Annotated in this window: 26 protein-coding genes and 2 tRNA genes; 14 read left to right on the top strand and 14 right to left on the bottom strand. The window is 42.8% G+C overall.

Features of this window, described 5'->3' with window-relative positions; all coding sequences use genetic code 11:
- Nucleotides 1–92 precede the first annotated feature (92 nt).
- The gene (locus LLH06_RS00395; protein ID WP_228171257.1) at nt 93–338 is read left to right on the top strand and encodes a helix-turn-helix domain-containing protein; all 246 of its coding nucleotides are present in this window, start codon (nt 93–95) and stop codon (nt 336–338) included.
- Between the two features lie 24 nt (nt 339–362).
- Here the strand turns inward: LLH06_RS00395 and LLH06_RS00390 are convergent, their stop codons facing one another.
- The 3 genes from LLH06_RS00390 to LLH06_RS00380 form a co-directional block, all read right to left on the bottom strand.
- On the bottom strand, nt 363–863 hold the full coding sequence (locus LLH06_RS00390) for a hypothetical protein (protein WP_228171256.1): 501 nt from the start codon (nt 861–863) through the stop codon (nt 363–365).
- On the bottom strand, nt 863–1312 hold the full coding sequence (locus tag LLH06_RS00385) for a hypothetical protein (RefSeq protein WP_228171255.1): 450 nt from the start codon (nt 1310–1312) through the stop codon (nt 863–865). The genes LLH06_RS00390 and LLH06_RS00385 overlap by 1 nt, the downstream gene beginning before the upstream one ends.
- A gap of 87 nt (nt 1313–1399) precedes the next feature.
- Nucleotides 1400–1759 (bottom strand): hypothetical protein, encoded by a 360-nt coding sequence (locus LLH06_RS00380; protein ID WP_228171254.1) that lies wholly within the window; start codon nt 1757–1759, stop codon nt 1400–1402.
- Between the two features lie 558 nt (nt 1760–2317).
- Here LLH06_RS00380 and LLH06_RS00375 point away from each other — a divergent pair.
- Nucleotides 2318–3397 carry a Shedu anti-phage system protein SduA domain-containing protein gene (locus LLH06_RS00375; RefSeq protein ID WP_228171253.1) on the top strand — a complete coding sequence of 360 codons (1080 nt, stop codon included), beginning with the start codon at nt 2318–2320 and terminating at the stop codon, nt 3395–3397.
- 18 nt (nt 3398–3415) lie between these two features.
- A complete protein-coding gene (locus LLH06_RS00370) occupies nt 3416–3958 on the top strand; it encodes a hypothetical protein (protein ID WP_228171252.1) in 543 nt (180 codons plus the stop codon).
- An 80-nt stretch (nt 3959–4038) separates the two neighbouring features.
- Here the strand turns inward: LLH06_RS00370 and LLH06_RS00365 are convergent, their stop codons facing one another.
- Nucleotides 4039–4830, bottom strand: coding sequence for a hypothetical protein (locus LLH06_RS00365; protein WP_228171251.1), 792 nt, complete (start codon nt 4828–4830; stop codon nt 4039–4041).
- A 937-nt stretch (nt 4831–5767) separates the two neighbouring features.
- On the opposite strand from LLH06_RS00365, the gene LLH06_RS00360 reads away from it, so the two are divergent.
- Nucleotides 5768–6385, top strand: a complete 618-nt coding sequence (locus LLH06_RS00360; RefSeq protein WP_228171250.1) for a helix-turn-helix domain-containing protein — start codon at nt 5768–5770, stop codon at nt 6383–6385.
- A gap of 70 nt (nt 6386–6455) precedes the next feature.
- Here LLH06_RS00360 and LLH06_RS00355 read toward each other — a convergent pair whose 3' ends face one another.
- The 6 genes from LLH06_RS00355 to LLH06_RS00330 form a co-directional block, all read right to left on the bottom strand.
- Nucleotides 6456–8303, bottom strand: a complete 1848-nt coding sequence (locus LLH06_RS00355; RefSeq protein WP_228171249.1) for a DEAD/DEAH box helicase family protein — start codon at nt 8301–8303, stop codon at nt 6456–6458.
- 29 nt (nt 8304–8332) lie between these two features.
- On the bottom strand, nt 8333–8956 hold the full coding sequence (locus LLH06_RS00350; RefSeq protein ID WP_228171248.1) for a hypothetical protein: 624 nt from the start codon (nt 8954–8956) through the stop codon (nt 8333–8335).
- 46 nt (nt 8957–9002) lie between these two features.
- Nucleotides 9003–9485 (bottom strand): hypothetical protein, encoded by a 483-nt coding sequence (locus LLH06_RS00345; RefSeq protein ID WP_228171247.1) that lies wholly within the window; start codon nt 9483–9485, stop codon nt 9003–9005.
- An 89-nt stretch (nt 9486–9574) separates the two neighbouring features.
- On the bottom strand, nt 9575–10435 hold the full coding sequence (locus LLH06_RS00340; protein ID WP_228171246.1) for a hypothetical protein: 861 nt from the start codon (nt 10433–10435) through the stop codon (nt 9575–9577).
- Between the two features lie 67 nt (nt 10436–10502).
- Nucleotides 10503–11807 (bottom strand): site-specific integrase, encoded by a 1305-nt coding sequence (locus LLH06_RS00335; RefSeq protein ID WP_228171245.1) that lies wholly within the window; start codon nt 11805–11807, stop codon nt 10503–10505.
- A 136-nt stretch (nt 11808–11943) separates the two neighbouring features.
- Nucleotides 11944–12020, bottom strand: a tRNA-Pro gene (locus tag LLH06_RS00330).
- Nucleotides 12021–12277: 257 nt separating this feature from the next.
- On the opposite strand from LLH06_RS00330, the gene LLH06_RS00325 reads away from it, so the two are divergent.
- The 4 genes from LLH06_RS00325 to LLH06_RS00310 are packed head-to-tail and all read left to right on the top strand — an operon-like array spanning nt 12278 to nt 17016.
- Entirely contained in the window at nt 12278–15610 is a 3333-nt protein-coding gene (locus tag LLH06_RS00325) for a DUF4175 family protein (RefSeq protein WP_228171244.1), read from the top strand.
- Nucleotides 15600–16034 (top strand): ATP-binding protein, encoded by a 435-nt coding sequence (locus tag LLH06_RS00320; protein WP_228171243.1) that lies wholly within the window; start codon nt 15600–15602, stop codon nt 16032–16034. Before LLH06_RS00325 ends, LLH06_RS00320 begins: the two co-directional genes overlap by 11 nt.
- Nucleotides 16035–16460 (top strand): rRNA maturation RNase YbeY, encoded by a 426-nt coding sequence (ybeY, locus tag LLH06_RS00315; protein ID WP_228171242.1) that lies wholly within the window; start codon nt 16035–16037, stop codon nt 16458–16460.
- Between the two features lie 46 nt (nt 16461–16506).
- On the top strand, nt 16507–17016 hold the full coding sequence (locus LLH06_RS00310; protein ID WP_228171241.1) for a glutathione peroxidase: 510 nt from the start codon (nt 16507–16509) through the stop codon (nt 17014–17016).
- A 55-nt stretch (nt 17017–17071) separates the two neighbouring features.
- Here LLH06_RS00310 and LLH06_RS00305 read toward each other — a convergent pair whose 3' ends face one another.
- The 3 genes from LLH06_RS00305 to LLH06_RS00295 are packed head-to-tail and all read right to left on the bottom strand — an operon-like array spanning nt 17072 to nt 19459.
- Nucleotides 17072–17884 carry an MlaD family protein gene (locus LLH06_RS00305; RefSeq protein WP_228171240.1) on the bottom strand — a complete coding sequence of 271 codons (813 nt, stop codon included), beginning with the start codon at nt 17882–17884 and terminating at the stop codon, nt 17072–17074.
- The gene (locus LLH06_RS00300; protein ID WP_228171239.1) at nt 17881–18678 is read right to left on the bottom strand and encodes an ABC transporter ATP-binding protein; all 798 of its coding nucleotides are present in this window, start codon (nt 18676–18678) and stop codon (nt 17881–17883) included. The genes LLH06_RS00305 and LLH06_RS00300 overlap by 4 nt, the downstream gene beginning before the upstream one ends.
- A gap of 4 nt (nt 18679–18682) precedes the next feature.
- Complete coding sequence (locus LLH06_RS00295; RefSeq protein WP_228171238.1) at nt 18683–19459, bottom strand: MlaE family ABC transporter permease; 777 nt, start codon at nt 19457–19459, stop codon at nt 18683–18685.
- Nucleotides 19460–19687: 228 nt separating this feature from the next.
- Here LLH06_RS00295 and LLH06_RS00290 point away from each other — a divergent pair, with 228 nt between their 5' ends.
- The 5 genes from LLH06_RS00290 (at nt 19688) to LLH06_RS00270 (ending at nt 26133) form a co-directional block, all read left to right on the top strand.
- Nucleotides 19688–20344 (top strand): NAD(P)H-binding protein, encoded by a 657-nt coding sequence (locus tag LLH06_RS00290; RefSeq protein ID WP_228171237.1) that lies wholly within the window; start codon nt 19688–19690, stop codon nt 20342–20344.
- Nucleotides 20341–22212 carry an ABC-F family ATP-binding cassette domain-containing protein gene (locus tag LLH06_RS00285; RefSeq protein ID WP_228171236.1) on the top strand — a complete coding sequence of 624 codons (1872 nt, stop codon included), beginning with the start codon at nt 20341–20343 and terminating at the stop codon, nt 22210–22212. Before LLH06_RS00290 ends, LLH06_RS00285 begins: the two co-directional genes overlap by 4 nt.
- Nucleotides 22209–22448: a CBU_0592 family membrane protein gene (locus LLH06_RS00280; protein ID WP_228171235.1), complete on the top strand. Its 240-nt coding sequence runs from the start codon at nt 22209–22211 to the stop codon at nt 22446–22448. The genes LLH06_RS00285 and LLH06_RS00280 overlap by 4 nt, the downstream gene beginning before the upstream one ends.
- Nucleotides 22449–22500: 52 nt before the next feature.
- On the top strand, nt 22501–24363 hold the full coding sequence (gene mnmG, locus LLH06_RS00275) for a tRNA uridine-5-carboxymethylaminomethyl(34) synthesis enzyme MnmG (protein ID WP_228171234.1): 1863 nt from the start codon (nt 22501–22503) through the stop codon (nt 24361–24363).
- 129 nt (nt 24364–24492) lie between these two features.
- Nucleotides 24493–26133 (top strand): Ig-like domain-containing protein, encoded by a 1641-nt coding sequence (locus LLH06_RS00270; protein ID WP_228171233.1) that lies wholly within the window; start codon nt 24493–24495, stop codon nt 26131–26133.
- Here LLH06_RS00270 and LLH06_RS00265 read toward each other — a convergent pair.
- Complete coding sequence (locus LLH06_RS00265) at nt 26123–26635, bottom strand: gamma carbonic anhydrase family protein (RefSeq protein ID WP_228171232.1); 513 nt, start codon at nt 26633–26635, stop codon at nt 26123–26125. The genes LLH06_RS00270 and LLH06_RS00265 overlap by 11 nt on opposite strands.
- Before the next feature lie 137 nt (nt 26636–26772).
- Here LLH06_RS00265 and LLH06_RS00260 point away from each other — a divergent pair.
- Nucleotides 26773–26845 (top strand) — tRNA-Gly (locus LLH06_RS00260).

The raw sequence follows: 26845 nt of genomic DNA, 5'->3' as shown, positions 1-26845 counted from the left end.
AAAGTAGTGGACAAGACTACTTCACAAAAGTAAATAAATACTTAGTTATTACTAAGTAAGCATTGCCTAATGTTTTAATTCTTTCGTATCCGATGGCTGTCAATGTAAAATCGGATATTGAGACTTATGTAATTATGAGAGTTAAAGAGATGCGCGAGAGTGCAGGGCTTTCACAATCAGAGCTTGCATTGCGATTAGATGTATCGAACGGCTTTATAGGACAGGCAGAAAGTTCAAAATCACCAACTAAGTACAACCTTAATCATTTGAACAAATTAGCCGTCGTCTTTGACTGTTCCTTGAAAGACTTTATGCCTGAGAAGCCTTTCAGTAAATAGGAGTCCGAAGACTCCTACTATAAGTTAAGCAACCTTCATTAACTTTCTTTTAGCAGGCTTAGGCTTGTAAGGTATCAGTTCAAAGGTGTGGTTGCTCTTGCCTCTTTCCTCCATGTAATCGAACAGGTCGTTGCACTCAGTAATCACATTATAAGTTGAGATGCAGTCCTCGATGTTGATCGCTGTATGCTCTGCTGCTGTTAACTTATAAAGCGTTCGCATGAACCGTGAAGTAAGGGCTGTGTAGTCGTTCTCACCACTACCGTAGACCTCGAATCCAAAGTGGATGCAGTAAGTGTCAACAGGGCACATCAGGCATAGGTAGATCAGTGGATTGACGAACTCGTGCACCTTATTCATGAACACCGGTTTGCTGCGGTCCGCCTGTACCAATGAGCATCTAAGTTCGTGCTGCTCAACTGTAGCGATGAGTGCTTTTGCCTGCTTTAAGATCTTATGGTATGCCTTGCGTACTTCTGCATTATAAGTTAAGATGCGTTGGTCTGTGCTTGATGCCTGTTTCATTACGCTGTTTGGTTAGGGTGTATGGTATCCTTCTTATAATTTTCCAGCGTTTCAGTGTACTTCAAGGCATCATCGTACTTACTGTAATGGTAAGTATATTCTTCGATCCTATCCTCGATGTTGACCTTTGTGGCCTCAACACTGGTCAACTTATAAATGGATCGGGTGATGAGCGTATCCAGGTGATTACCGATGTGCGGTTTCACCTTGAAGTTCTTTGCGAATGAGATCATTCGCTTACCGTAGTACTCTGCCATGCTGATGTAGCCTAACGGTGAATAGAACGAATGAGAATCGCTCGTTTTGCCTGTCCGCTCTACGTATGTCCGTAGCTCCTCGGTAGGGCATGCTGCTAAGATCTGTTTGACCTCTTTGATGATCGAGTGATAAGCTTTTTCTACTGCTTCGTTCGCTTTCTTGACGCTTTGGTCTTGCTTTGATGTTTCCATGAAATTGAATTGATTAAAAGGTGATAAAATGAAAAAGCCTGAACGTTGTCGCTCAGGCTTTCTGTGGTGTGGATGTGTGGTGATGGTTTACTGCTCGTCCTCGGCTTTGAGGTAGGAGAAGTATTGCGGGTCATCGCTGTAGTAAGAACGCATGTGTGCAAAGTATGCTGCCATAGAGGGCTCCATGACCTTGGTCTTTCCGGCAGTACGTATCAACGATGCGATAGTGTCTTTAAAGGGGCTATCCTCGATATGGTACTGCAGCTCGTACTCATAGGAGTAACTGCAATCAAGGTTCATATAAAGTGTGCTGCACGCTATCGTGTGCATGCTGCATGGGTCAGCGTTGTCATTTCGGTAGTCTCGATCAAAGAAGAACTCGTTTTGCTGTGCGTAAAGCTTTCTGACCTCCTTACGGATGCACATAAAGTGGCTTTCAAGTGCCATGTTAAGACCAGTGTAGTGCTTACCCATGTGATGCCGCGGTGCGACCTTCCATCGCTTAGCCATGCGTAATGGTCTTATCGGCAATATTGGTTCGTTGAGAGCTGGTCTATCGAATTTGTGAGGGTTGTATTCAAAGTGCATATTGGTTAGTGTTAAGTGATGTTCCGGACAGTTGACCTTTAAAGAAGATGATCAGTTCGGGCACTTCTCCTTGATAGGTTGTGACCTGTAACGGGTGATCGGTGTAGAAAGGAGGTTTTTCGAGTGGCCTTGACAGGGTGGGTAGGGTCGTGCCTCAATTATTTTTCGTTTCTCTTCGAATGAAGGTCGGGGGCTTCGATCAGACCAGGTGTCATCCGCTCATAATACATTTCATAACGGGAAATTGCTACAGACTGGACTGGGCGATAAATAGGTCGACCCTATTTAGTAAATGGGGAGGGGCAAGTAGAAAATAGTGTATATAGATGTATAAGTGCTTAATACGCAATTACTCCTTTACCTTAATCTGTTAAACTAAGTGTTTTTAAAAAAGATAATTTGCATCTTACCGCCTGCATGAACTTTAAAGATTTAATACAGCTTGTTGACGACTTTATTGAAACCGGTAATAATCTTGACGACCTCAATAAGATTTTATTGGAGTTATACCGATACGAAGATGGCCTTAGATACGTAATCAAACTCGCAGTTGATGATTACGGTGGATACACTTATAAAGGGGAGTTACAGAACGTAGCTTTACTAGGTGCATTGAAGTGGGGCATTGATGGACTGAAAGCTATAGAAAATATAACAATTGCTAAACAGGGTTATCGTTACATACTAAACGCAACGTCTCTACTAAGTCACATCTCCAGTTGCACGTTGGCAAAGTATTACAATTTTCTACACCATCTTGAATGTTTAAAAGTCTTAAATCTCGAGGGTAATGAATTCAAGTCGACAAGTTGGGTAGCAAGTGCAAAAAATATATTGCTGAACATAACTACCTCTGTTGACAAAGCGAGTGACTTTCCGATTGGATTAGTGACCAATCTACAGAAATGGGATAACCCACCTGCTCAACACCATCTTTTTGCTGCAATGTTACTACGATGGTTTAACTTGAATAGCTATGGATTGGAGCAATTTAAAGAAGTGATATCTCGTAAATCTGTATCTGAAGAAGATTGCCATACCATTCTAAAGAACAATCCCTACATAATCGAACCTTTCAATGCTCAAGTTTGGTCGAAACCACGATTCGGTGCCAAACTGGTTCCCGACTTTCTGATACGTTCAATGGACGATACTTATACTGTAATAGAAATTGAAAAGCCAACTGACCCTATTTTAACTGCTGGAGGTGAGCTTCATTCAAAAGCTACTCATGCGAAGCGACAAGCATTAGATTTTCAGCATTGGGTAAATAAGAATAACGCATATGCATCACAAGACTTTCCTAACATATTCAGTCCAATGTGTTTAGTCATCATTGGGCTCGAACACACCTTGAACGATAAACAGAAAGAGCGATTGAAGCAAGAAAACGAATCAACTCAGGGTAGATTGAGGATCGTAGGTTTTGATTGGATTTACAATAGAGCTAAGGCAACGTTAGACAATCTTGTAAACTTCGGATTTGAAAAAATTTAATTTTTAAGAACTACTTACATGAAAGATGTTGCTGCATTCGGAGGGTTGTTGCTAGGATTATTAAATCTAGCAATCACTCTTTACAAAGAATTTTACAAAAAAGGAAAATTGTCTGTAGAGCTGTTAACTAGTGATGTAAGATACATTAGCGAAGGTCTATATCACTTTCAAATCGATATAAGATTCTCAGCAAAGAATGACTCGGTTCAGTTGAAGCAGGTGTCAATAGGTAATCCTAACAAAGTGTTCGGTGAGTACTCATACAATAACTATGAGCTTCAAGATTTACGTTATGGTATCAAACAGACCTCTTCATCAATAGTTCGTAATACTAAAGCAGAAGCATTTATAACAACGGTTGATAGTTTGTTTAAAGATCGTATTACTATGCTGGACTATATAATCGAGAAAGACAGGCAGTCAACATTAACCTTTGTTGGTGAACTAACAACTTTTCGTTATTCAGACGGCAATGAAGATTGGCCGATTGATGGCTGGTACATTAGAGTAATGTACAGAGATACTAAGTGCCTAGTTCCATTTCGCTTTAATAAAGTGTAATTCGTTTAACACCTTGAGGGAATACAAAAGGAGTAAGCCCTATGCTAGCAAGCAAAGATTAAACTTTAAAATGGAAGTTATCAATATTCCTTCATATTAAGCATATAGAACTGATTTACGAGCTTCTCTACTCGTTCATGAAATACAAAGCATCCGCTTAAGGTCTCAATAGTTGGTTTCTCCTTATAAACTTTGATCATCCATGCTTCGATCTCTCCCTGGTTGCTGAATCGGTTGCGGTTACGACGATAGAACTCAAATGCCATTAGCCTTGTAGCAGGATTGATCGCATACATTAAAGTGATCACGTCATCATTGGATAATTTGTCTTTGAGAGCATTGAAAGCTTTTCTATTAGGTAACATTGATGGTGGCATACCACCGCCTATGCCGTAGGTTGTTCCCGAGGTTGGGGACATTAACGCAAGAAGATCAGTTGAGATTTGCTTGTTTGATCCGTTGTAAGTTGCGAGTGGTTTCAGTATCGCCGCCTCGTTAAACATATAATAGTAGAAGCCATTAGAATCGATGGGAAGCAACTTAGCAAACATCGTTTTGTATTGCTCCATAAGTTCTTTCCGTGATGGTGCTCTGCTGTGTAACTGGTACGAAACGATCTTTCCCTTATAATGGTAGAAGTCTGCATGAACACTTATGTAACCTGCACCTTTACCTTGTGAGAATACAGTCCACCCAAACCCTAATGTGTCTCTCTCCTTCGCTCTATCGAATTGTAAGAAGAACTTCTCCATCGCGGCAGGATCGTTCTTGTCGATAGCTTCTAAGGTCTTTAAAAGACCAATGTCGTCCTGTACCCACTCTTGATGTATGGTATCAACACGCTGAGCAAAGCTGGCATGAACCACTGCCATGAGCACGGTAGTTGATAAAAGCAGTGTCCTTACCATATCCTAAGTTAAGGAATATCCTTAAACAACAAAAGCTGCATTATGGCAGCTTTTAAAATGAAAAAAATAACATACCCTGGTTTATCTTGTGCTTGTACGTATATATGTATAGTCGGGTTGACCGATTGGAAAGTCCATTATACCCGGTATAATATCCTGTAATGAGCAAATAGCTCTTAACAAATCCTTGTCCTGTATCTCATTTACCTTAGTAGCTAATGGTGCTACTGTCATTTGCTTTAGTTCAATTGTCTTATTGTTCATTATCATTTTCTTGAAATGGTTTACTTATAAAGTATCTGTAGGAATGAAAATGATCTGTGGAAGCGTTGGGTCAATCTGATGGATTTGCAATAGCCTCTATAAGCTACCTGCTTTAACGACACGGGTAAGTATCAACCTACCCTTGTCAATGCCCAATTGTTAATATATCATTGTCAGACAGTGTGTCTTGCCTAACTTTATTAATATAAAGATACTCATTTTCCGTAGGTTATACAAGTGGAATACATCGTTTTGTTCATTTCGTTCTGTGGTGCACACTAACAATAAAGAAAGTGTATATAATATATTGTTAGTGTGCACGATGGAACGGTTTAGATAAACTGCACAAAATTTTTTCACTTGGTATAGGGTAGGAAGTGGAGAGTGGAAAACGTGCAGTATTCTAAATGTCATCTTGTGTTTTTGTTCCACAATGCACACTAACAATAGAGCTTATACAAGTATATTTATACTAACAGTCCGCTTTGATAAGTCTTCAATTTTTGGTATCTTAGGAGTAACAAGTCACGCTGCCCAGTGTATTTGCTTCCTGTAGATTGAGTATCTGCTGCCCTGCTGATACTCCCCGTTAATATGTTATTATGATAATTAAGTGTGTACAACTAAAAGGCCATATGTGGCTTTACCCAACTTTTTAAAACTAACAGATCAAGGACTTCAATATTTAGATATATCCGTTTATACAGCCTTCAAGTGGCATGACAACCCAGATCAAGATTGCTTTCCTATGCATGAAACCGTAGGAAAGATGGCTGGACTGTCAAAGCGTTTTGTAATTGAATCAGTGAAGCGTTTAGAAGCATCAGGTGTGATTACCGTTGATCGTAGTGAGGTCAAACGTGTATCGAATCTCTACTACTTTGCTAAACCGCATCGTAATACTATACTTGATAAAATACCAAAAGATTTCTTTGAGCTAACCAGCGACCTAACTAAGAATGAACGTGCTATGCTTCTCTGTTTACGTCAATTTTTCAATCACTTACCCTATGAGTGCCATGAATCAAAGCCCTGTGAGTATTTTGGGGAATGGTTAGGTATCAGTAAAGACACTGTTCGCAAGCAATTCTCCGCGTTGATAGCTAAAGGTTACATTGCAGAACGCTTCAATATACGCAAGTGCGGACAAAAGGCAAGAACGTACTACATGCTTACAGATAAAATTGACTGGAACTACGAAGAGTATGAGAAGAAAGAAGAGGTAATAGATTCCACTACTTTAAAAGTCGCATAGCAAACCTGCACATTTTCTGACCACTTAGTATTATAAGTTAACAAGTGTAAATAAAATGTGCAGGCACAACTTATTCTCTTTGATACTCTTCAAACGGGTTGAGTTTGGGCTCTTTCAGAATGTAAGCACGATTTGAAGAGCCATCAATATATTTATTATAAGTCTTCACGTGATAATACAACTCTATGTCAGTAGCTTTAGCTTTGACTTTGATACCCAATTCATCGTAGATCTCTTGTAGCAACCTTTTAAGCTCGGGCATTAGGTAAGTACGGTTAGTGAGGAATGTATTATAGATCAAAGAAAGTGCAGGCAGAGAGTTTTTCCCTTCTTCAACACTGAGCTTAAGCAATGCTGTGACAATCTTCTTCTTGTTAAACTCAAGTAAGGCTAACATATCATAACCTAAGCTCTCATATCCATTAAATATGATTGGTGTGATTTTTTGAATAATCTCACGCTGTTCCTCATATACATCGGAAGAGGCGACCTCTTCCAACTCGCGGAGTTTATCCGCATACATCTTATTATTGCTTGTCCTATATTTCAGCGTTGCCTTGTTTAAGGTGTCTTGTTTAGATTTCTTATACTCTTCATGATCGTCTTGTATAAGGTAAAGTCCAGTATCGAAGTAGGCTTTTTTCAAAGCTGACGGGTTCTTATAGTACTGATTGACCCGGCAATCGTCCAAATAGTTGTCTGCAAGAAAATGATTATAGTTGCCGTCTTTGTCGACCAGGTTAGCATATGGCCTGACAGCCTCCACAGCTTGTTTAAATAACTGATCAAGCTCCTGGGCGACAAATGATTTCTGTAAGGCTACAATAGCCTCGTATACCACTTCACTTTTTACAATATTGTCTTTCGCTTCGATTTCCGATAACGGCAGATATTTCGCATTGGCACTGTTTACGTGTACAGCTTGCCTGTAACCTTTCCTAAACCTACCGATGATCTGCAATGTGTCTGTGAACGGATCAATCATTGTGTGTTGCCTAAACGCAACATCAGAGAGTAACAACACATCCACATCACTATGATCAAGATCGATGTCAAGGCCATTGAAGAAGCTACTGGTAAAGAAGTTGTACTTCTTCAGTTCTGTCATTTGGTGACTTACATTGGGCTGATCTAAGCTCTTCAACATTGTCGCGCTTTCTTGCGAACAGAAGATCAAATAATCTTCTTCGATCTGCAACTTAGTGATAATCTCCATTATACCATCTACTGAATTGAAGAAAATACATAGATGCTTAGCATCACTCAACTCAAAGTGTTTCCTTAGGTAGCTCAATACACCATCACCATGAACAAGTTTCAAGGGCTTGGTATAATCATTCAATGGATAAACTCTGATATGCTCGAATCCCTGCTTTTCGAAACGTGGATCACTTGGTGGTATCGGTGTGGCAGAGATCATAGCTTTACCTTTAAAAGTAAAGAAGTGTTCCATCATCTTTACCATATCATCCCGGTACAAAGCATCTTGGATCAACTTGTGACATTCATCAATAAGAAAAAAGAAGTCGTTGTGATACGTGAGTTTGGAGTCGGTGTCCTTTAAAGCTTGGATGATCTTATCGACACCTTTGGGTGTGGTCAGAAACTTTTTTTTGGAACCATATGCCGTAAGGTATTCATGTACTTGCTGAACAGTGACCTCGTGATATACAGCAAAGGTGTCATCTGTGTCCTTGTGTTGTTCCTGTTTGCTCTTTACAATTGATATGTGAGGCAAAACGATTATACTATTGCGATCTGCTTTGATCTCGCCATAAGTAGCGCCAATGCCAGTTATGGTCTTGTAAATGATAGTATGAGAAGGTATAGGGTATACTGCCGCAATGTCAGTGAAGTACCTGGTTGTGCTGCTGTCAAAGGGTATTTGTAGGTCGTATTCTATCTTGTTGATCTGCATAATGAACTTAAAAAGTTAACAGTCGCACATTATCCGATAATCGTATCATTCTCATCGTAGTAGTCATCCTCCTGCGGTTGATGCCAATCCCATTCGTCTCCTGCTGGGTAACCTTCGTAGTAGGAAGCCATTTCAATACTCTCGTCGGATTGGGCATAAGAGTTTTCCATTGCCTCTCCAAGTGTCTTTGCCTTGTTCGGGCCTGTATTGACCATAGCGAATATACCAGCAGTTTTCGGGATCACTGTGTCATCGATCGGGGCTTTACAGATGATACCCCACTTAACATTGTATTTGGATCTGGGTTGTCCTTTGCGGTCAAGGTAATAGGTGACACCCGGATCACTGATGTGCACCATCGAACCTATCAGTTCTTGCGGAGATCTATCTTTTTTGGTACTGAACGAAGCATCGTTGAACAATACATCCGTGTTCATTCTAAAGGTTTGCCCTTTAAAGAAAGGAGCGTTAGCATGTGGTCGCCAGTTAGCATCACAGAACATGGTCTCTCCAGTGATACCGATCGGTGTTGGATGCAGTTCTTGAATAATTACCTGACCTGGCTTTACGTCCCATTTGCCTGAGCCTTCAGGTTTACAGTTGTTGAATTGTTCGATACGGCTCTTTATAAGTTGATTGAAGATAGCAGACATTGTATACTGATGTAGTGTGATTAAGTTACTGTATTTCGTCTAAAAGTTACTCGCCATCTGGTTCATCATATACATGGTCAAGTGCTTGATTGTCACGGATGCCGTACCGTTTGTTCATCTCTGATATATCGTCATATGATGTGCTATTCATACTGAAGAGACTCTTAGGCTTTTCGATGATAGGTGCTTCGTTTGTGACCTCCCATGTTATGCTAATGGATTCATCATAAAGTGTCACATTGTTAACGTTGACTATTCTTCCTATTAACTTTTCAATTGACAGGTGTTTTGGACCCAAACTCTGTGCATTGTAGAAGCTTGTTGTTGCTACCTTAAACTCTACACCTTTTAAAAACCCTGGTGCTGTCATTGGCTTCCACATTGCATTGGCGACTAATAACTGCTTTCCGTTAGATAAAGTCTTGGTGCTAACACTTTGAATCACATAGCAGCCTTGACGTGGAGCCAACTCATGTGTGCCTTTAACTTGTGCATTTTGATACGCTTGTCTTAATAGTATTGAATTCATGATCTTGTATGTCACTTGTTTTAGATGACGATACAAAGGTGCTTAAGCTTCAAGGAGGGTATGGAGACAACGAAATTATCATTTAAATCCTATTTGTCTTCATCTATAATAGCAGAACGCCTAATGAGTTTACGGATAGCATCATGGTGCTTCACTACTGTGCTGGTAGCGCTTTGCTTTGGTCGATAGATCTGAAAGTGGGTGATTATATCGTAGATGAAGTCGCCTTGGGCGTTTGATATCGATGACTTATCTTTTGGGTTGAGATTGCTAAGTATGGCCGTCTCGGCATTGAGATATTTTACAATTGTCTTTGCCAGTCCTGCTACCAATACTTTATTGATCTGGTAGTCGCTTTGCCGTTGCACAGCTTGCTCCAATTCATCCTCCGTAGCACCACCCATTAGAAGCTTATAGAGCTTTACGTCGTACTGCCTAAGTTGGGTGCTGACTTCTTTTATAACATGCCTTAAAACGCTTCCTTTAAGCTCAGGCTCGGTGCCGAAGTGGTATTTGAACGTACCTTTTGCTGCATCATAGATGTCGATATTGATATCCTTGAAATTATCGAGATGGAGTATCTTCTTTAAAAGGTAAATGCGGTTATGTACCTTTCGCTTCACCTCCTCAACATCCTCCTGTCCGGTGAGTTTGGTCATGTAATTTATAAGTAGATACAGGATGTGGCTTCCATGAAAGTTGGACTCCTCGGTCAACTTGTGCATACCCAGGAACATTTCATATTCTTTGATCTCGTTCACTGAATCATCGTAAGTTTTACGAGTGTTGTAATGGTAGATCACTGATCCTATTTTGTATTCCTCGTTGTATGAAGCAAGCGTGGGAGGTACAGTATACTTGCTTAGAATAGGAATATTGAGAAACAAGGTTATGCTTCCTGTCTTATTAGAGGCGTCCCAGTTGTAGCGAATGGTTTTAGTAGTGTCCATTCACCAAAGATGTTAAAATCTCTGAAATGAATGTAGCGAAGCCTTACACTCCGCTACCTACTAAAAGTTACGACTCAAACATCTTCTTCTCCCAACTCTCAATAGCGCCTCTTTCAAAGCTATCAAGATACGTTTGCGTTTGCTCTTCAGTCGCATGACCTAATGCTTCTGAGATATAACTTGTATTAGCACCTGAACGCTTCAAACCTGTTGCATAAGTGTGCCTCCCTACGTTTGTAGTGAGTTTAAGATTAGGTTCACCTATCATTGCAGCAAGCTTCTTTAAGTTATCATTCACTGCTTTAAGTGCTGTTTTCTTACGTGTATACTGTTGCTTTAAGGTCTTATGAATAGCAAGATCGAAGATTGGGAACACAAAGTTACCTATAACACGATGGTGTGCTTTGTAATAGTTAAGAATCTCTAAATTGTGTTCATTGAATGGAATTTCAAATTGCCCGCCTGTCTTACGTCTTGTGTAATTGATATGGGTTTCAGATATATCGTTCCAAGTAAGATAGCTCATGTCAATGAAGTTCATACCTCTACTGTAATAACTAAATAGGAACATTTGCTGTGCTAAATGCAGTGCGGACTCAGGTTCGAGCGTAAGGCTCCTGAGCTTACCTATCTTATCAAGTGTTATAGCAATCTTCTTCGTCTTGCTGTTCAACCGTTTGTTGATACTATACTTCCTTTCACCAAACGGGTAGCTCTCTTGTTTGAACAGCTTTTCATCTATTGCTTGATTAACCACCCGTTGCAGGTTACGCATCTTAACGCTGATGGTAGTGTCCTTGTTACCTCGTATGTTCCTCATCCAATACTCAAAGCTTTCTAGAAATCTTATGTTTACATCTGAGAGTAGCGCATTGGGCTTGAATTTCTTTAAAATGTTTTGGACCTCAAGATAAAGACCTGCAAGACCCACCCGACCTTGCTCTTCCAGAATCTTAATGTGCTGGTTGTAATACTCATGTATTCGCATGTCAACGGTTACCGTTGACTTTCCATGAACCACTAACTGAGGTTTATTCTTTAAGTCTACTTCAAACCCTTGGAATGAGAACATGGTGTTGGTGTCTTCGTAACGTTTAAGAATTCGATGAGCATCGTTAAGCTTTTGCCTAAGTAGCTCATTACATTCTTTATAGTTTGTGAATGATCTGCGAAACTTGCCCAAACCATTATCTTCTGCACCTGCGGCTATCCAATCTTTAGTTGAACATTTAAAAGTGAAGGCATTGTCGGTAACCAAAGTACTTATAGCATAATACTTTTGTTTCCTTTCGTGAGTAACCCGTAACGCAACGGCATACTCACCGTTTGATAATTTGTAAGTTGTGTTGAGAACAATAGCTAATGAAGCCATAACTTGTTGAGTTATGACAGTATACTGCTAATAATTTATCTGAGAATGACCGTATACAAAACCGTATACATCCACTGACTTAAACAAAAAAAGCATATCTGATCGGTCCTAAAAACTCTCAAATATGCTTTCTTTTTGGTCGGGATGGCAGGATTTGAACCTACGACCTCCAGCACCCCATGCTGGCGCGATACCGGGCTACGCTACATCCCGCGGTAACAGTGAAGTTCGGCTTACATTTGCCTGCTTTCAAAGTTGTGGCTTCCGGCATTCAGCTAAGCTGCGGCCGGCGTGCAAATATAAAAGATCATCACTTCAACTCAAATACCACGGCCAAACACTTTTATATTGCACTATCATCCTTTTTGTGATCAGCTGCGCAACGTAACGATCATCACGAAGATCTTTTTATATATAGAAGATCATAAATTTTCGTTTAGCTTTATATTAGCGATATTCAAAACGATTCGATGCGGTCTGCCGACAATTACTCCATGCTGATCGATAAGGTAAATGCGTTCACACGCAAATATTACCTTAACGGCCTGTTGCGTGGCCTCATCTTCCTGGCGGCAGGTATCTTCACCGGTTACATCACGATCACTTTGCTGGAATATTTTGGCAACTTCGATACCGTTCTGCGTACTATTCTTTTTTATGCGTTCATTCTGATCAACTTGTTGCTGCTTGTATGGCTGGTGGTGCCGTCATTGATGGCTTATCTGCAATTAGGTCGTACCCTTACACATGATGAGGCCGCACAAATGATCGGTCAGCACTTTGGCGATGTAAAAGATAAACTGCTTAACACGCTACAGTTAAAGAAACAAGCCGCACAAGACCCTGAACGGCGCGCATTGATCGAGGCCAGCATCGATCAAAAGATCACCATGCTAAGCCCGGTAAGCTTTCCGCTGGCTATCGACCTAAAGCAGAACAAGCGCTACCTCAAGTGGGTGGCATTGCCATTAGGTATGATCATTATTGTGGCTTTTGCCGCGCCCGCCATCCTGACCGAAAGTACCAAGCGGCTCATTCATCACGATCGATATTTTGCTCCACTGGCACCGTTCAAATTCGTGGTCATGAATCCTTCATTACAGGTAATGCAGGGCGCCGATCTTAAACTCGATATCAAGCTCGATGGCAATGATCTGCCGGCCAATGCCTACATTCAGATCGGGAAGAATACGTTCAAACTCGAAAAAGACAATATTTCGAGGTTCCACTATCTTTTCACTGGTCTGCAACAAACCACCTTATTTCGGATCACGGCTAATGGATATTATTCGCCCATGTATCAGGTACAGGTAAGCTTGAAGCCATCGTTGCTTAGTGCTGATGTCGAACTTGTTTACCCGTCCTACTTGCACAAAGCGAGTGAGAAGTTAAGCAATGCCGGCGATCTCACTGTCCCGGTAGGCACAGTGGTCAAATGGCAGTTACATGCTCAGAACGCACAAAACGTTCTTTTTAAGATCAATGACCGGTCTGAGCAGCTTAGTGGCAATGATCAGGGCGTATTCACATATACAGCAAAAGTGGTCAAAAGTACCACCTATGGTATCACACCTGTTGCGGATAAACACCGTTCAGGCGATATGGCTAACTATCGCATCAACATTATCAATGATGAGATGCCGGCCATTGAGGTGAATGAAAAGCAAGACTCTATCAGCACCAAGGCGATCTATTTCAGTGGCAACGTGCGCGATGATCATGGCTTTACCTCGTTGACCTTCCATTACAGTACATCAGCAGCTGGTGAAAGGCCAAAAACTTTCGCCAGACAAATTAAATCCGATCTGCAAGGCACACAAGCAACGTTCTTCCATTATTGGGATATCAAGGATCTGCCGCTAACGCCTGGTAGCCAGGTGACCTATTACTTTGAGGTGGCCGATAATGACGGTGTATCGGGACCCAAAAAGGTACGCTCGCCCGAACGGACCTTGCAGGTACCCACTAAAAGCGAAATGAGCCAGCAATTGAACGCTAATACCCAAGCGATCAAGCAAAAGATGCGGTCGGCCATTAAACTGGCAGGCGAGGTAGAACGCGACGCCCAAAAACTCGATCAGCTACTATTGAATAAAAGCTCACTGAGCTTTGAAGAAAAGAAACAGATCGAGGATCTTTTACGCAAGCGCACTGAGCTTGATCAACTGGTGAAGGACCTGCAGGCCGAGAACAAGAAAGATCAATATCAGCGCCAGGAGGATCAGCAACAAAGCACTGACCTGCAACAGAAACAAAAACAGATCCAAGACCTGCTCAATAACGTGATGGACGAACGGTCGCAGGAGATATTGAAAAAATTGCAGCAATTGCTGGATCAGGAGCAAAAAGAAGGCACGCGTGATCAACTGTCTAAAATGCAGAACGACAACCGGTCCTTAAAAAAGGAATTGGACCGTATGCTGGAGCTTTATAAGCAACTAGACCTTGAACAAAAGATCGACAGAACGGTGGACGATATCAATGATCTGGCCAATGATGAGCAAAAGTTATCAGAAGAGACCAAGCGCCCCGGCGCTAACCAGCAGGAGTTACAAAAAAAGCAGGAACAGCTCAAACAACGCTTCAATGATATCAAAAAGACGATCAATGACATAGATAAAGCTAACCAGCAGCTCGAACGCAAGAACAACTTTGATAAGCAGGATAAGGAGCAGCAAGGCATCGAAGAGAAAATGAACGAGAGCGACCAGCAACTGCAGAAGAACGATAAGCAGAAAGCCGCAAGTTCACAGCAACAAGCTTCACAGCAAATGAAGCAAATGGCACAAAAAATGCAGCAAAACGAACAAGATAGCGAACAGGAAGATAATGCTGCCGATGCCCAGCAACTGCGAGAGTTGCTTAAAACACTGGTGAGCAGTTCGTTCGAGCAGGAAAAGGTGATGCAGAACTTTAGAGGTATGAACCCTAATGACCCTGCTTACGTGTTGAACGCTCAAAAACAAAAGGATATAAAAGATAACCTGAGAACGGCCGAAGACACGCTTTATGCCCTAAGCAGGCGTATACCGCAGATCCAGGCCACTGTTAACCAAGAAGTAAACAATATAAATGACCATATCGATAAAGCGTTAGAAAGCCTTGGCGACCGGCGTACGCCAGAAGCTAACCGTAACCAGCAATATGCCATGACGGCCATGAATAACCTTGCCCTAATGCTTAGCGAAGCGCTTGATCAGATGCAGAACGCCAAAAGCGGAAGCAGCGGTAAGAGCAAACAAAAGAGTTCGATGCAGCAGCTTAGCCAAATGCAGCAACGCCTCAACCAAAACATGCAAAAGATGCGCGAGCAAATGAAGCAACAAGGTAACCAGGGGCAGAGCGCAAAAGGCCAGGGGCAGCAAGGCCAAAGCCTGAGCGAACAAATGGCCCGTATGGCCCGGCAGCAGCAGGATATCCGGCAGCGTTTACAACAACTTAGCCGTGATCAGCGTAAGGACGGATCAGGTAAACCGGGAGATCTGGAAAAGATCTCAAAACAAATGGAACAAACGGAGATCGATCTCGTAAACAAGAAGATCACGGAGGAGTCGTTAAACAGGCAGCAAAATATCCAGTCGCGTTTATTGGAGGCCGAAAAGGCCGAACAAGAGCGGGAACAGGACAAGCAACGGGAAAGTAAGGCAGGGAGGAACACTCCGCCGGGGTATATAAAAGCTTTACAGAGCTACGAACAGCAAAAAGTAAAGCAGACCGAACAGATAAGAACTGTACCTTCTGTTCTGAATTTATACTATAAACAAAAAATTAAACGTTACTTTGAGCAACTTGATGCAAAATAACATTCCAACTAACGGTGTTGATACAGGGGAACTGTACACACTGCAACTTCCGTCAAGCTATGATAGCATTACCCTGCTTGAGAACCTGATCGAGGAGATAGCGGATAAGTTTAAAGTAAGCGAAGATGCTTTTGCCAACATGATGACCTGCCTTAATGAGGCAGCCATAAATGCTATTGTGCATGGCAACAAGCTCGACCCTGATAAAAAAGTGATCGTCAATGCTGATGTTGACGCCAAACGCGCCATTTGGACCATCACTGATGAAGGCGAAGGCTTTGATTTCAATAATTTGCCTGATCCTACTGCCGAGGAGAACCTTGAGAAACTGACCGGACGTGGCGTATTCATCCTTAAACATCTTGCCGATCAATGTATATTTAACTCGAGCGGCAACGAGGTAGAACTGCACTTTAAGCTGTAAATGGCCGCGATCAATTTTTTTACTGAAGATACCGGCTTTAAATTAAAAGATAAGTTACCGCTCAAACGCTGGATCAAAGAGACCATTATTGCCGAGGGGCATAAACTCCAGGAGCTTAACTTCATTTTTTGCTCCGACGCATACCTGTTACAGATCAATCAGCAATATCTGGATCACGATACCTATACCGATATCGTGACCTTTGATAGTTCAGAGGAAGAAGGCCTCATTGCAGGCGATATATTCATTTCAGTGGATCGCACCCAGGAGAACGCCCAAAAGTTCAACGTGAGCCCTGAACATGAGCTACATCGGGTGATCATACATGGTGTATTGCACCTGTTGGGATATAAGGATAAGAAGCCTGCAGACAAGCAGCTGATGACCGCAAAAGAAGACCAATATTTGACCGTAAAAACTTTTTGAATGCTGAATGTTTAGCTACCTTTAACCAACTAAATAACATCAGTGTATGAAAATTTTAACGTTAATGCTGGCACTGCTTTTCACGGCAGCTAACTCGGCTTACGATTTTAAGCTAAAAAATATCGATGGTAAGGATTTTAGCCTGGCCAAATACAAAGGTAAAAAGATCCTGGTGGTCAACACTGCATCAAAATGCGGTTACACCAAGCAATACGCCGAATTGCAAAAGCTTGCTGATCAGTACAAGGACAAGTTGGTAGTAGTAGGTTTCCCGGCCAATAACTTTGGCGGACAAGAGCCTGGTGCCAATACCGAGATCAAAGAGTTTTGCTCAAAGAACTTTGGCGTTACCTTTCCTTTAAGTGAAAAAGTAAGTGTAAAGGGTGTCGACATCGCACCATTGTTCCAATACCTCACCACTACCGAAAACCCTGACTTTACCGGCGAGATCAAATGGAACTTCGAAAAATTCCTGCTTGATGAGAACGGTAAACTGATCCACCGTTATCGCTCAGGTACTACCCCATTATCACCAGAGATCACCAACAAACTGTAAACAGTGATCATCAAATAAAAAAGGCGCCCAGTTAAACCAGGGCGCCTTTTTTTCTTTAATTCTGCTTTTCTTTTTCGGCTTTCTCCCTATCCTCCTGAGCCTTTTTGGCCGCCTTTTCCTTCTCCTTCTGTATCTTTTCTTGTGCCTTGCGGGCTGAGTCTATCTTACGTTGTTTTTCCTTTTCCTTCCTCTTAAAGAAACCCCTCAGTAAGAAGTTGCTTTGTGCGGCCTTCAGATCTTCATTAAGAGTAACAGTGGTCTTGTTAGCGTTAGCTACTGTGGTTTTGGCCGATGCCACGGTGGAGGCCAGGTCGTGAGCGATCTTGTCGTTCTTTAACAGTTTGCCTAATGAGCCTTTACCTTTGTTGATATCGCTTACTATGGCGTTCAAATTTTCGGTAAGTGAGGCAGCATTGTCGGCCACTTTGGTCAACTTATTAATGATCTTATCCACATCAAGTGGATTAACGGCTACCAATTTGTCACCATTTTGAACCTGGGTATTGCTATTAGCACCACCAGGGCTGATCACCACCAACTTATCTCCCATCAAGCCATCGCTACCTATACTCACGCGTGAGTCCTTTTTGATGAATTTTTTTACGTTCTCATTCAAGGTCAGGTCGACCCGTACGGCGCTATCTGTCTCAATGTTGATGCTCTCTACCACACCTACGTTGATACCGGCGAATCGAACGTTGTTACCCACCATGAGGCCGTTCACGTTCTTGAATACCCCGTACACATTAAAGGTAGAATTGAACATACTTTTTTGGCTGCCTATCAGGAAGATGGCCAGGAATATCACCACCACGCCTATTAACACGAACAGGCCTATCTTGATCTTTTGTCCGGATGTTATTTTCATTTCGTATCTAAAAAAAATGATCTTACAAATTCGTCGCCCGACTCTCGCAACTCATCAAAGGTGCCCTCGGCAACATATTCACCATCTTTCATGATCACTACGCGGTCGCCAGTTATGCGGGCGCAGTCCATGTCGTGAGTAATGATGATGGATGAGGTCATATATTTCTTCTGCATCTCCAGGATCAGCTCGCTGATCTCGCGCGAGGTGATGGGGTCAAGGCCGGTGGTAGGTTCATCATAAAGCATTATCTCGGGCTTTACGATCAGTGTTCGGGCCAGTCCGGCACGTTTACGCATACCGCCCGAAAGGTCTGATGGCATCTTATCGATGGCTTCGGGCAATCCTACCCCTTCCAGTACATCCTTTACCCGTTCGTCAAGTTCCTTTTGGTCGGTCACCTTCAGCACACGAGTGAGTGCGAACTCCAGGTTCTCACGTACGGTCATGGAATCGTATAGTGCGCCACTTTGAAACAAGAAACCAACCTTGGTACGAAGCTCTTTAAGCTCCTCGCTGCTTAGTTCAGGTACTTCCTGACCAAATACCTTTACCGAACCCTCATCGGGCGTTAAAAGGCCTACAATACATTGTATAGTTACCGATTTACCTTGCCCTGAACGACCGAGCACGATCACGTTCTCACCTTTGGTCAGTTTAAGGTTGATATTCTTTAACACTTCTTTAGAGCCAAAGCATTTACGTAAGCCTTTGATCTCCACTACCAGTTCCTCACTTCGGTGGGTGCCGTTGGCATTCTTCCTGATGGCTGGTTTTTCGTTCACTTCTTCCATAGCCTTAGTAGTATAAAAGGTTAGTGATCTGTACAGCTACCATATCAATAAAGAATATCCACAAAGAAGCCGTCACCACTGCAGAATTTGCAGCGATACCCACGCTCTCGGTGCCACGGTTAGAGGTGAACCCTTTATAACAGCCTACAAAACCGATGGCAAAGCCAAAAAATACTGTCTTGATAAGCGCGGGCAGGTAGTCGCTGAAGTCAAGCGCGGCCACACATTTGGTCAGGTAAAGATGAAGGGTAATGTCATCATTGAAATTAACGGCAATGAAACCGCCGATCAGTGATATCACATCACCGATCATGGCCAACAGCGGCACCATGATACTGGTGGCCAGTATGCGAGTGACCACGAGGTACTGGATGGGGTTCGCACCTGATACTTCCATGGCGTCGATCTGCTCGGTAACGTTCATGCTGCCTAATTCGGCTCCTATACTCGATGCGATCTTGCCGGCACAAATAATGGCCGTGATCACCGGACCTATCTCTCGTATCACTGCGATCGATAATGTAGTAGGCAGCATGCTTTCTGCACCAAATTCAACCATGGTAGGCCTCAGCTGCAGAATGAGTACCAAACCCATGATGAAAGACGTGATACCCACCAGGGTTAGTGAACGGTAGCCTATCTCATAGCACTGGCGTACAAATTCAGACCATTCAAAACCGCCTGCAAAAATATTCTTAAAAAAACGGGACAGAAAAACGGTCTGGTCGCCCACACTTTCGGCCCATCGCCTCCAGCCTGAATTCATTATTTCGTCTGCCATAAATCAATATGATGTTGAATACTACACCCTTCAGTAATATTTGTTTCATATAGAGAAGCCGAGTATTTAAGCTTTAACCCACAGCATAGATCATTAACCTTCCTTTAAGATCTTGTATAGTGTTGCATGACTATTATGCTCAAGGTGGGAATAACAAGTATATATAGATGTTTAAACATACGATCACATGCTAAATTTTGTTTATGTACCTTTGTATTTAGTCGTATTATGTCAAATAAAGCGGTAATAGCTGGTGCAAGTGGTTTAACGGGTGGTCATCTACTCCGTAACTTACTTGACGCGCCCGAATATGATGAGGTATTTGCGTTGGTCCGCAAGGAATTACCAGTGACCCATCCAAAGCTTGTACAACTTATAATTAACTTTGACCTATTGCACAGCTTTGCCCATGCCATTAACGGTAAGGCCGTTTTTTGTTGCTTAGGCACTACCAAAGCTAAAACACCTGACCCAAAGGCCTACCAGCACATAGAGCGCGATATACCGGTCAAATTGGCTCAGATCGCGAGTGGAAATGGGGTGTCTCAATTTCATTATATGTCGTCAGTAGGTGCGGATGCATCATCAGGTAATACGTACTTAAAAGCCAAAGGACAAACTGAGGAAGCGATCTCCAAACTATCTTTCCAAGCCGTACACGTTTATCGCCCATCCTTGTTGATCGGTGATAGGGGCGAAATTAGGCTGGGAGAAAAGTTAGCTGGGGCGATAATGAAGATCGTTGATCCTCTTTTGTTAGGTGACCTGAAGAGATATCAAAGTATACCAGCGGCTACTGTTGCCCAGGCCATGTACAAAACATCGTTAAAGCGGGATGAAGGTGTTTTGATCCATCCCTCCCATAATATAAAACAAATAGCGTGAGCACTTATTTATCAGCAGAAAATTTAGGTCATTCGTTCCATGACCATTGGTTATTCCGTGGGTTGACCCTTGGCATTAACCGTGGCCGCAGGGTAGCACTAGTGGGTGTGAACGGGGCCGGCAAATCTACCCTCCTGAAGTTATTGTCGGGCAAGTTCCTGCCTACCGAAGGCAAGGTGGTATCAGCTCGTGACCTTCGTCCGGGCTATTTAGAGCAAGACCCTATCTTCGAGAAAGGACATTCCATCAGCGACTACATCTTTCACAAGGATAACGTACAACAGCAGCTCATTTTAAAATATGAGCAGTTACTCGAAAATGACCCTGAGAACTACGACGCTATTGAAAAGATAACTGAAGAGCTAAGTGCAGTTAACGCCTGGGAATACGAATACCAGATCAAGAACATTTTGGGTAGGTTAGATATTCACCAACTCGACCAAAAAATAGATACTTTATCAGGCGGTCAAAAGAAACGTTTGGCTCTAGCTAAGCTCCTTATCGAAGACCCTGATGTATACGTGTTAGATGAGCCTACTAACCACCTGGACATTGATACGATAGAATGGTTAGAGAAACTCCTCACCGAAGGCGCCAAGACCATTCTAATGGTAACGCACGACCGCTACTTTTTGGATAATGTGTGCAATGAGATCATTGAGATAGACCGAGGTAAGATATTTACCTATCATGGCAACTACCAGTACTTTTTAGAAAAGAAGGCTGAAAGGGAAGCTAATGATGATGCACAGTTCCACAAAAATACCCAATTATTAAAGAAGGAACTGGAATGGATGCGCAGGCAACCACAAGCACGTGGAACTAAATCGCAGTCACGTATCAATGCTTTCTATGACCTGGAGGAGAAGACCAAAAACAATGGACCTAATGCGAAGATCGAACTGAGCGTGAAGACCTCACGCCAGGGCAATAAGATCATGGAGGTTCATCATATCGCTAAAAGCTTTCGTGATAAGCCGGTCATATCTGATTTCAACTACATCTTCAAAAAAGGTGACCGCATTGGTATCGCCGGTAAAAATGGCAGTGGTAAGTCGACATTGTTGAACATCTTTACGGGCACCATACAGCCTGATAATGGCCACATCGAAAAGGGTGAGACCACCGTGATCGGTTACTTCAATCAGGCGGGTATGAATTTTAGCAATGATGAAAGAGTGATCGATGTGGTGAAGAACGTGGCAGAGTATATCACCATGGCAGATGGCAAGACCATATCAGCAGCACAACTGCTTACCTTATTCCTCTTCCCTCCTGCCCGCCAATACGGATTGATATCGTTGTTGAGTGGTGGTGAAAAGAAACGTCTTCATCTACTCAACATATTGATGAAGAATCCGAACTTCTTGATACTCGATGAGCCGACCAATGATCTGGATATCGATACGCTGAATGTGTTAGAAGAGTTCCTGACCAATTACACCGGCATCCTATTAATGGTATCGCACGATAGGTATCTGTTGGATAAGTTGACCGACCAACTGTTCGTGGTTGAAGGAAATGGTAAGGTAGATATATACAATGGCAATTACTCATCGTTCCGCTTGGAACAGGAAGAAGCCAAGCAAGCAGCTAAGCAAAAGAACGTTCAAGCACCTGCCCCTGTCGCTACTCCTGCTCCTAAAAAGAACAAGTTGAACTTCAAAGAGCAAAAGGAATTAGAAGGTCTGGAAAAAGAGATCGCCTCTATCGAGTCAGATATAACTGCGCAAACAGAGCGCTTGAATACGATAACTGACCATGAAGAGTTGATGAAAATATCAAGCTCTATACAAGCGTTAAAGGATATGCTCGATGATCAAAGTATGCGTTGGATGGAGTTAATGGAATTAAAAGACAGCGAATGAAGACATCAGATATTATAGCATCAGTAGGTGTGATCATCTTACTGATCGGCTTTATGCTCAACCTATTCAAGAAATTAGCACCCGAAAGCAAAGCTTACGCGCTGATGAATTTTGTTGGGGCAGGCATGTGTGGGTACTCGTCATACCTGATCAGCTTTTACCCTTTTGTGGTGTTAGAAGGTATCTGGGCGTTTGTAGCACTATTATCATTATTCAAAGTTCCACGTGGAACGTGATATATTGAGTTGTAATTTTGTATCTGTTCCACGTGGAACACTGGAGGTTTAGATGTTCAAAAAATATGATGTAATAGTTGCCGGCGCTGGTCACGCAGGATGTGAAGCAGCAGCGGCAGCGGCAAATATGGGTTCATCGGTGTTATTGATCACCATGAACATGGGCACCATTGCACAAATGAGTTGCAACCCCGCGATGGGTGGTGTGGCTAAAGGACAGATCGTGCGTGAGGTAGACGCGCTGGGAGGATACTCAGGTATCATAGCCGATAAGACTACCATCCAATTCCGAATGCTTAACCTGAGTAAAGGGCCTGCCATGTGGAGCCCACGTGCACAGAACGACCGCATGCGTTTTGCAGAAGAGTGGCGCCTGACCTTGGAAAGCATACCAAACCTTGACATTTGGCAAGATACTGTGACCGGACTTGTGGTAAATAATGACACCGTGTATGGCGTACGTACATCATTAGGGATCGAGATCGAATGTAGCGCTGTAGTGCTGACCAATGGTACCTTCCTGAACGGTGTGATACACATCGGAGAAAAGCGCTTTGGTGGCGGCCGTACAGGTGAAAAGTCGGCCACTGGACTCACCGAACAACTGGTAGAACTAGGCTTTGAAGCCGGCCGGATGAAGACCGGTACGCCTCCACGAATTGACGGCCGTAGCCTAAATTACTCCGTAATGGAAGAGCAATGGGGAGATGATGAGCCCGGTCGCTTTTCATTTACCGATGTAGAACGTCCTACTGAAAAGCGTTGCTGCTGGATAACCTATACCAACTCAAAGGTACATGAGACCCTGAAAGAAGGCTTTGAAAGATCACCTATGTTCACGGGTAGGATCAAGGGTTTGGGTCCACGTTATTGTCCTTCTATTGAGGATAAGATCAACCGTTTCGCAGAGCGAGACCGTCACCAGATATTCGTTGAACCGGAAGGATTCCATACGGTAGAGATATATGTGAACGGCTTTTCGACCTCTTTACCTGAGGACGTACAATACCGGGCGTTGACACAGATACCAGGTTTTGAGAACGCTAAGATGTTCCGCCCAGGTTATGCGATAGAATACGATTACTTTCCACCTACCCAGTTAGACCTGACTTTGGAAACGAAGAAGGTAAAGAACTTGTTCCTGGCCGGACAGATCAATGGTACCACCGGGTATGAAGAAGCCGCATCGCAAGGTCTTATAGCAGGTATCAACGCACACCAGAAAATTCATGATCTGCATGAACTGATCATGAAAAGGTCAGAGTCATACATCGGGGTATTGATCGATGACCTGGTAACTAAAGGTACCGAGGAGCCTTATCGGATGTTCACATCAAGAGCTGAACATCGATTGCTCCTACGTCAGGACAATGCCGACATCCGCCTATCCCCTATCGGTCACGAGTTAGGGTTGATCAGCGATGAGCGTTTGGAAAAGGTGAATCAAAAGATAAAGGATTCGGATGACATTGTAAAGTACGCCAAAAACAAATCTGTAGAAGCTGCACAACTTAACCCATTATTAGAGGAGTTAGGCACTACACCATTGAATCAAAACGTGAAGATGGTCTCGCTGATCGGTCGTCCGCAAGTTGGTTTTGCCGACCTGCGTAAAGCCGATGCCTCCTTAGACACCTTGCTTTCTGCATATGATAAAGAAACTGTTGAGCAGGCTGAAATAAAGATCAAGTACGAGAGTTATTTTGATAAGGAGCTGGAGATCGTTGAACGGATGAAAAAGATGGAGGATAAGAACATTGATCCGGACTTCAACTACCACCAATTGGTGTCACTATCCAAAGAGGCTCGCGAGAAGTTAGCGAGGATCAAGCCTCGTACCTTGGGCCAAGCCTCTCGTATTTCGGGAGTGTCACCATCCGACGTTTCGGTATTGATGGTACATATCTCCAGATAGCTGATCAAAACTGAAAAATTTCAAAAATGACCCGAAAAATGGCTTTAATAAACATATGTTAAAGCCATTATTTTTAAATCTAAATATCAGCGTTCCAAAAATTAACAAAATCGCTTATATCGCTTAAAAATGCCTTTAAAAACGAGATACTTTTTTTTACAGACCTTAGCCATCACTTTTTGCTTACTACTGGCCTTAGGTTGCGCCAGTATTCAAAGACCACAGGGCGGACCACGTGATCGCACCCCACCCAAACTTTTAAAGGCCACTCCAGAAAATAAGACCCGGAGATTTAATGCGAAAGAGATCATCCTGGAGTTCGATGAGTTCTTTAAGCTCAGCAACCCTTATACAGATGTGACCATTAGCCCTGCATTTGAACGCCAACCGGAGTTCAATGTTAAAGGTCATATACTACGCATTAAACTGAACGACTCGCTACAAAAAAATACTACCTACGTTTTCAACTTTGGTAAAGCGTTGGCTGACCTGAATGAGTCGAACGTACTGAAAAATTTCACTTACGTTTTCTCGACCGGAGACCAGATCGATTCCTTAAGCATCTCCGGTAAAGTGAATAATACTTTGACCGCGCAACCAGAAAAGGAAGCAACGGTGATGATATTTCCCGCGAGTAGAGACACGGCGATGTTCGGTAAAAAGAAACCCTCCTACTTTACCACTACAGATTCGGCCGGTAACTTTTCCCTGAACAACCTTCATGAAGGGCAGTACACCATCTACGCGTTAAAAGAAACATCCAACGACAAGATCTACCAGGAAGGTGAATTAGTAGCCTTTCAAAAAAAGCCTATCGAATTAAAAAGTGATATCAGTAACCTCGAGCTGAACTTGTTTAAGCAAGAGCCGAGTAAGTTTCGCGTGCTGGCTAAACGTTTTGACCCGGATGGCAAAGCAAGCCTGATCTTTAATAAGCAATTACAGGATCCATCTATTAAAGTGTTATATCCGCCTGCATTGGATGCACAAAAGATAGTGGAATTTAGCAAGACGCGCGATACCGCACTAGTATTCATGCGGAGTATGGAATTTGATTCGTTGAGCCTGGCCATATCAGACAAGAACAAACCTGTTGATACCACCTTTGTACGTAAAGGACGTAACGAAAGCTTTAAACGTCCGGTGACGCTTACTTACAACATCAATGTAGATAACCGCTTAAGGCCAAATACCGACCTGATCATTACGGCCAGCCAACCGGTCGAAAGCCTGGATATGTATAAGATCAAGCTGACCGAAGACTCGACCGCTGTAAGTGACCTGGTGATCAATAAGGACCCAAATAATCCACGCAAACTGACCGTAAAACGGCGTTGGAAGCAGAACACCAAATATCAATTATCCTTTGCTGATGATGCCATTACCGACATTTATGGAGATAAGAACAAGGAATTCAACAAGCGATTCCTGATCGATAAACCGGAGAACTATGGTACGCTTACTTTAAAAACCTCAGTGCCTGATTCTGGTAGGAGCTACATAGTAGAGATCATGGATACCAAGAAGAATATACTTCAACGTGATGTGATCACTAAAAATACATCTATCGTTTATAGGAACTTTTTTACTGGCAAATACCTTGTAAAGGTCACTTATGATACCAATAAGAATGGAAAAGCCGACAGCGGTAACGTACGCGAAAAGTTATATCCTGAGCGCTCATGGTTCAACCCTAAAGAACTGACCTTGCGGCCTAACTGGGAAATGGAAGAAATAATGACGATACCTAAAGAGGAGGTCACGCCGTGAACCAGCTCGCGTATAAATTATAATTATGCGGCAACTTTTGTAATAAAGCCATTTGCTCCTCGGTAAGTGGCTTTATTTTTTTAGCTGGTGTACCGGCATATAGATAGCCTGATTCACACACCGTACGTTCTAAAACGACCGATCCTGCGGCAATGATCACATTGGTTTCCACTACAGCGTCATCCATCACGATGGCGCCCATCCCCACTAAAACGTGGTCATGTAGTATGCATCCATGTATGATCGCATTGTGTCCTACTGATACGTAATTACCGATCGTAATTGAAGCCTTTAGGTACGTAGCATGCACGCAAACGCCATCCTGGATATTGGTATGATGACCGATAGTGATGCCATTCACATCTCCCCTGATAACGGCATTGAACCACACTGAGCAATCGCTTCCCATGGTCACATCACCCACAATTGTAGCATTATCAGCAATAAAACAATTTTTACCCCAGGTGGGGAACTTATCTTTTACAGTTAAAATTAAAGGCATTGACTTTTGTTATATTACACGTCATTGCGAGGAACGAAGCAACCCCTGTGGAGGCCGATTAGCTATACATCGTTCAGAGATTGCTTCGTTCCTCGCAATGACGGACTGTTTTTTAATTATATATTTGAGCGTAACAAGCGGAAATAGCTCAGTTGGTAGAGCATCAGTTTCCCAAACTGAAGGCCGCGGGTTCGAATCCCGTTTTCCGCT

Origin of the sequence: Mucilaginibacter daejeonensis, assembly GCF_020783335.1 — a bacterium.
GTDB classification, from domain to species: domain Bacteria; phylum Bacteroidota; class Bacteroidia; order Sphingobacteriales; family Sphingobacteriaceae; genus Mucilaginibacter; species Mucilaginibacter daejeonensis.
This window is presented reverse-complemented; position numbering and strand designations above follow the sequence as displayed.

Excerpts from the sequence above, each read along its gene's own strand:
- LLH06_RS00395 (WP_228171257.1), top strand. The coding sequence starts at position 93 with ATGGCTGTCAATGTAAAATCGGATATTGAGACTTATGTAATTATGAGA.
- LLH06_RS00390 (WP_228171256.1), bottom strand. The coding sequence starts at position 863 with ATGAAACAGGCATCAAGCACAGACCAACGCATCTTAACTTATAATGCA.
- LLH06_RS00385 (WP_228171255.1), bottom strand. The coding sequence starts at position 1,312 with ATGGAAACATCAAAGCAAGACCAAAGCGTCAAGAAAGCGAACGAAGCA.
- LLH06_RS00380 (WP_228171254.1), bottom strand. The coding sequence starts at position 1,759 with ATGGCACTTGAAAGCCACTTTATGTGCATCCGTAAGGAGGTCAGAAAG.
- LLH06_RS00375 (WP_228171253.1), top strand. The coding sequence starts at position 2,318 with ATGAACTTTAAAGATTTAATACAGCTTGTTGACGACTTTATTGAAACC.
- LLH06_RS00370 (WP_228171252.1), top strand. The coding sequence starts at position 3,416 with ATGAAAGATGTTGCTGCATTCGGAGGGTTGTTGCTAGGATTATTAAAT.
- LLH06_RS00365 (WP_228171251.1), bottom strand. The coding sequence starts at position 4,830 with ATGGCAGTGGTTCATGCCAGCTTTGCTCAGCGTGTTGATACCATACAT.
- LLH06_RS00355 (WP_228171249.1), bottom strand. The coding sequence starts at position 8,303 with ATGCAGATCAACAAGATAGAATACGACCTACAAATACCCTTTGACAGC.
- LLH06_RS00350 (WP_228171248.1), bottom strand. The coding sequence starts at position 8,956 with ATGTCTGCTATCTTCAATCAACTTATAAAGAGCCGTATCGAACAATTC.
- LLH06_RS00345 (WP_228171247.1), bottom strand. The coding sequence starts at position 9,485 with ATGAATTCAATACTATTAAGACAAGCGTATCAAAATGCACAAGTTAAA.
- LLH06_RS00340 (WP_228171246.1), bottom strand. The coding sequence starts at position 10,435 with ATGGACACTACTAAAACCATTCGCTACAACTGGGACGCCTCTAATAAG.
- LLH06_RS00335 (WP_228171245.1), bottom strand. The coding sequence starts at position 11,807 with ATGGCTTCATTAGCTATTGTTCTCAACACAACTTACAAATTATCAAAC.
- LLH06_RS00325 (WP_228171244.1), top strand. The coding sequence starts at position 12,278 with ATGCGGTCTGCCGACAATTACTCCATGCTGATCGATAAGGTAAATGCG.
- LLH06_RS00320 (WP_228171243.1), top strand. The coding sequence starts at position 15,600 with ATGCAAAATAACATTCCAACTAACGGTGTTGATACAGGGGAACTGTAC.
- ybeY (WP_228171242.1), top strand. The coding sequence starts at position 16,035 with ATGGCCGCGATCAATTTTTTTACTGAAGATACCGGCTTTAAATTAAAA.
- LLH06_RS00310 (WP_228171241.1), top strand. The coding sequence starts at position 16,507 with ATGAAAATTTTAACGTTAATGCTGGCACTGCTTTTCACGGCAGCTAAC.
- LLH06_RS00305 (WP_228171240.1), bottom strand. The coding sequence starts at position 17,884 with ATGAAAATAACATCCGGACAAAAGATCAAGATAGGCCTGTTCGTGTTA.
- LLH06_RS00300 (WP_228171239.1), bottom strand. The coding sequence starts at position 18,678 with ATGGAAGAAGTGAACGAAAAACCAGCCATCAGGAAGAATGCCAACGGC.
- LLH06_RS00295 (WP_228171238.1), bottom strand. The coding sequence starts at position 19,459 with ATGGCAGACGAAATAATGAATTCAGGCTGGAGGCGATGGGCCGAAAGT.
- LLH06_RS00290 (WP_228171237.1), top strand. The coding sequence starts at position 19,688 with ATGTCAAATAAAGCGGTAATAGCTGGTGCAAGTGGTTTAACGGGTGGT.
- LLH06_RS00280 (WP_228171235.1), top strand. The coding sequence starts at position 22,209 with ATGAAGACATCAGATATTATAGCATCAGTAGGTGTGATCATCTTACTG.
- mnmG (WP_228171234.1), top strand. The coding sequence starts at position 22,501 with ATGTTCAAAAAATATGATGTAATAGTTGCCGGCGCTGGTCACGCAGGA.
- LLH06_RS00270 (WP_228171233.1), top strand. The coding sequence starts at position 24,493 with ATGCCTTTAAAAACGAGATACTTTTTTTTACAGACCTTAGCCATCACT.
- LLH06_RS00265 (WP_228171232.1), bottom strand. The coding sequence starts at position 26,635 with ATGCCTTTAATTTTAACTGTAAAAGATAAGTTCCCCACCTGGGGTAAA.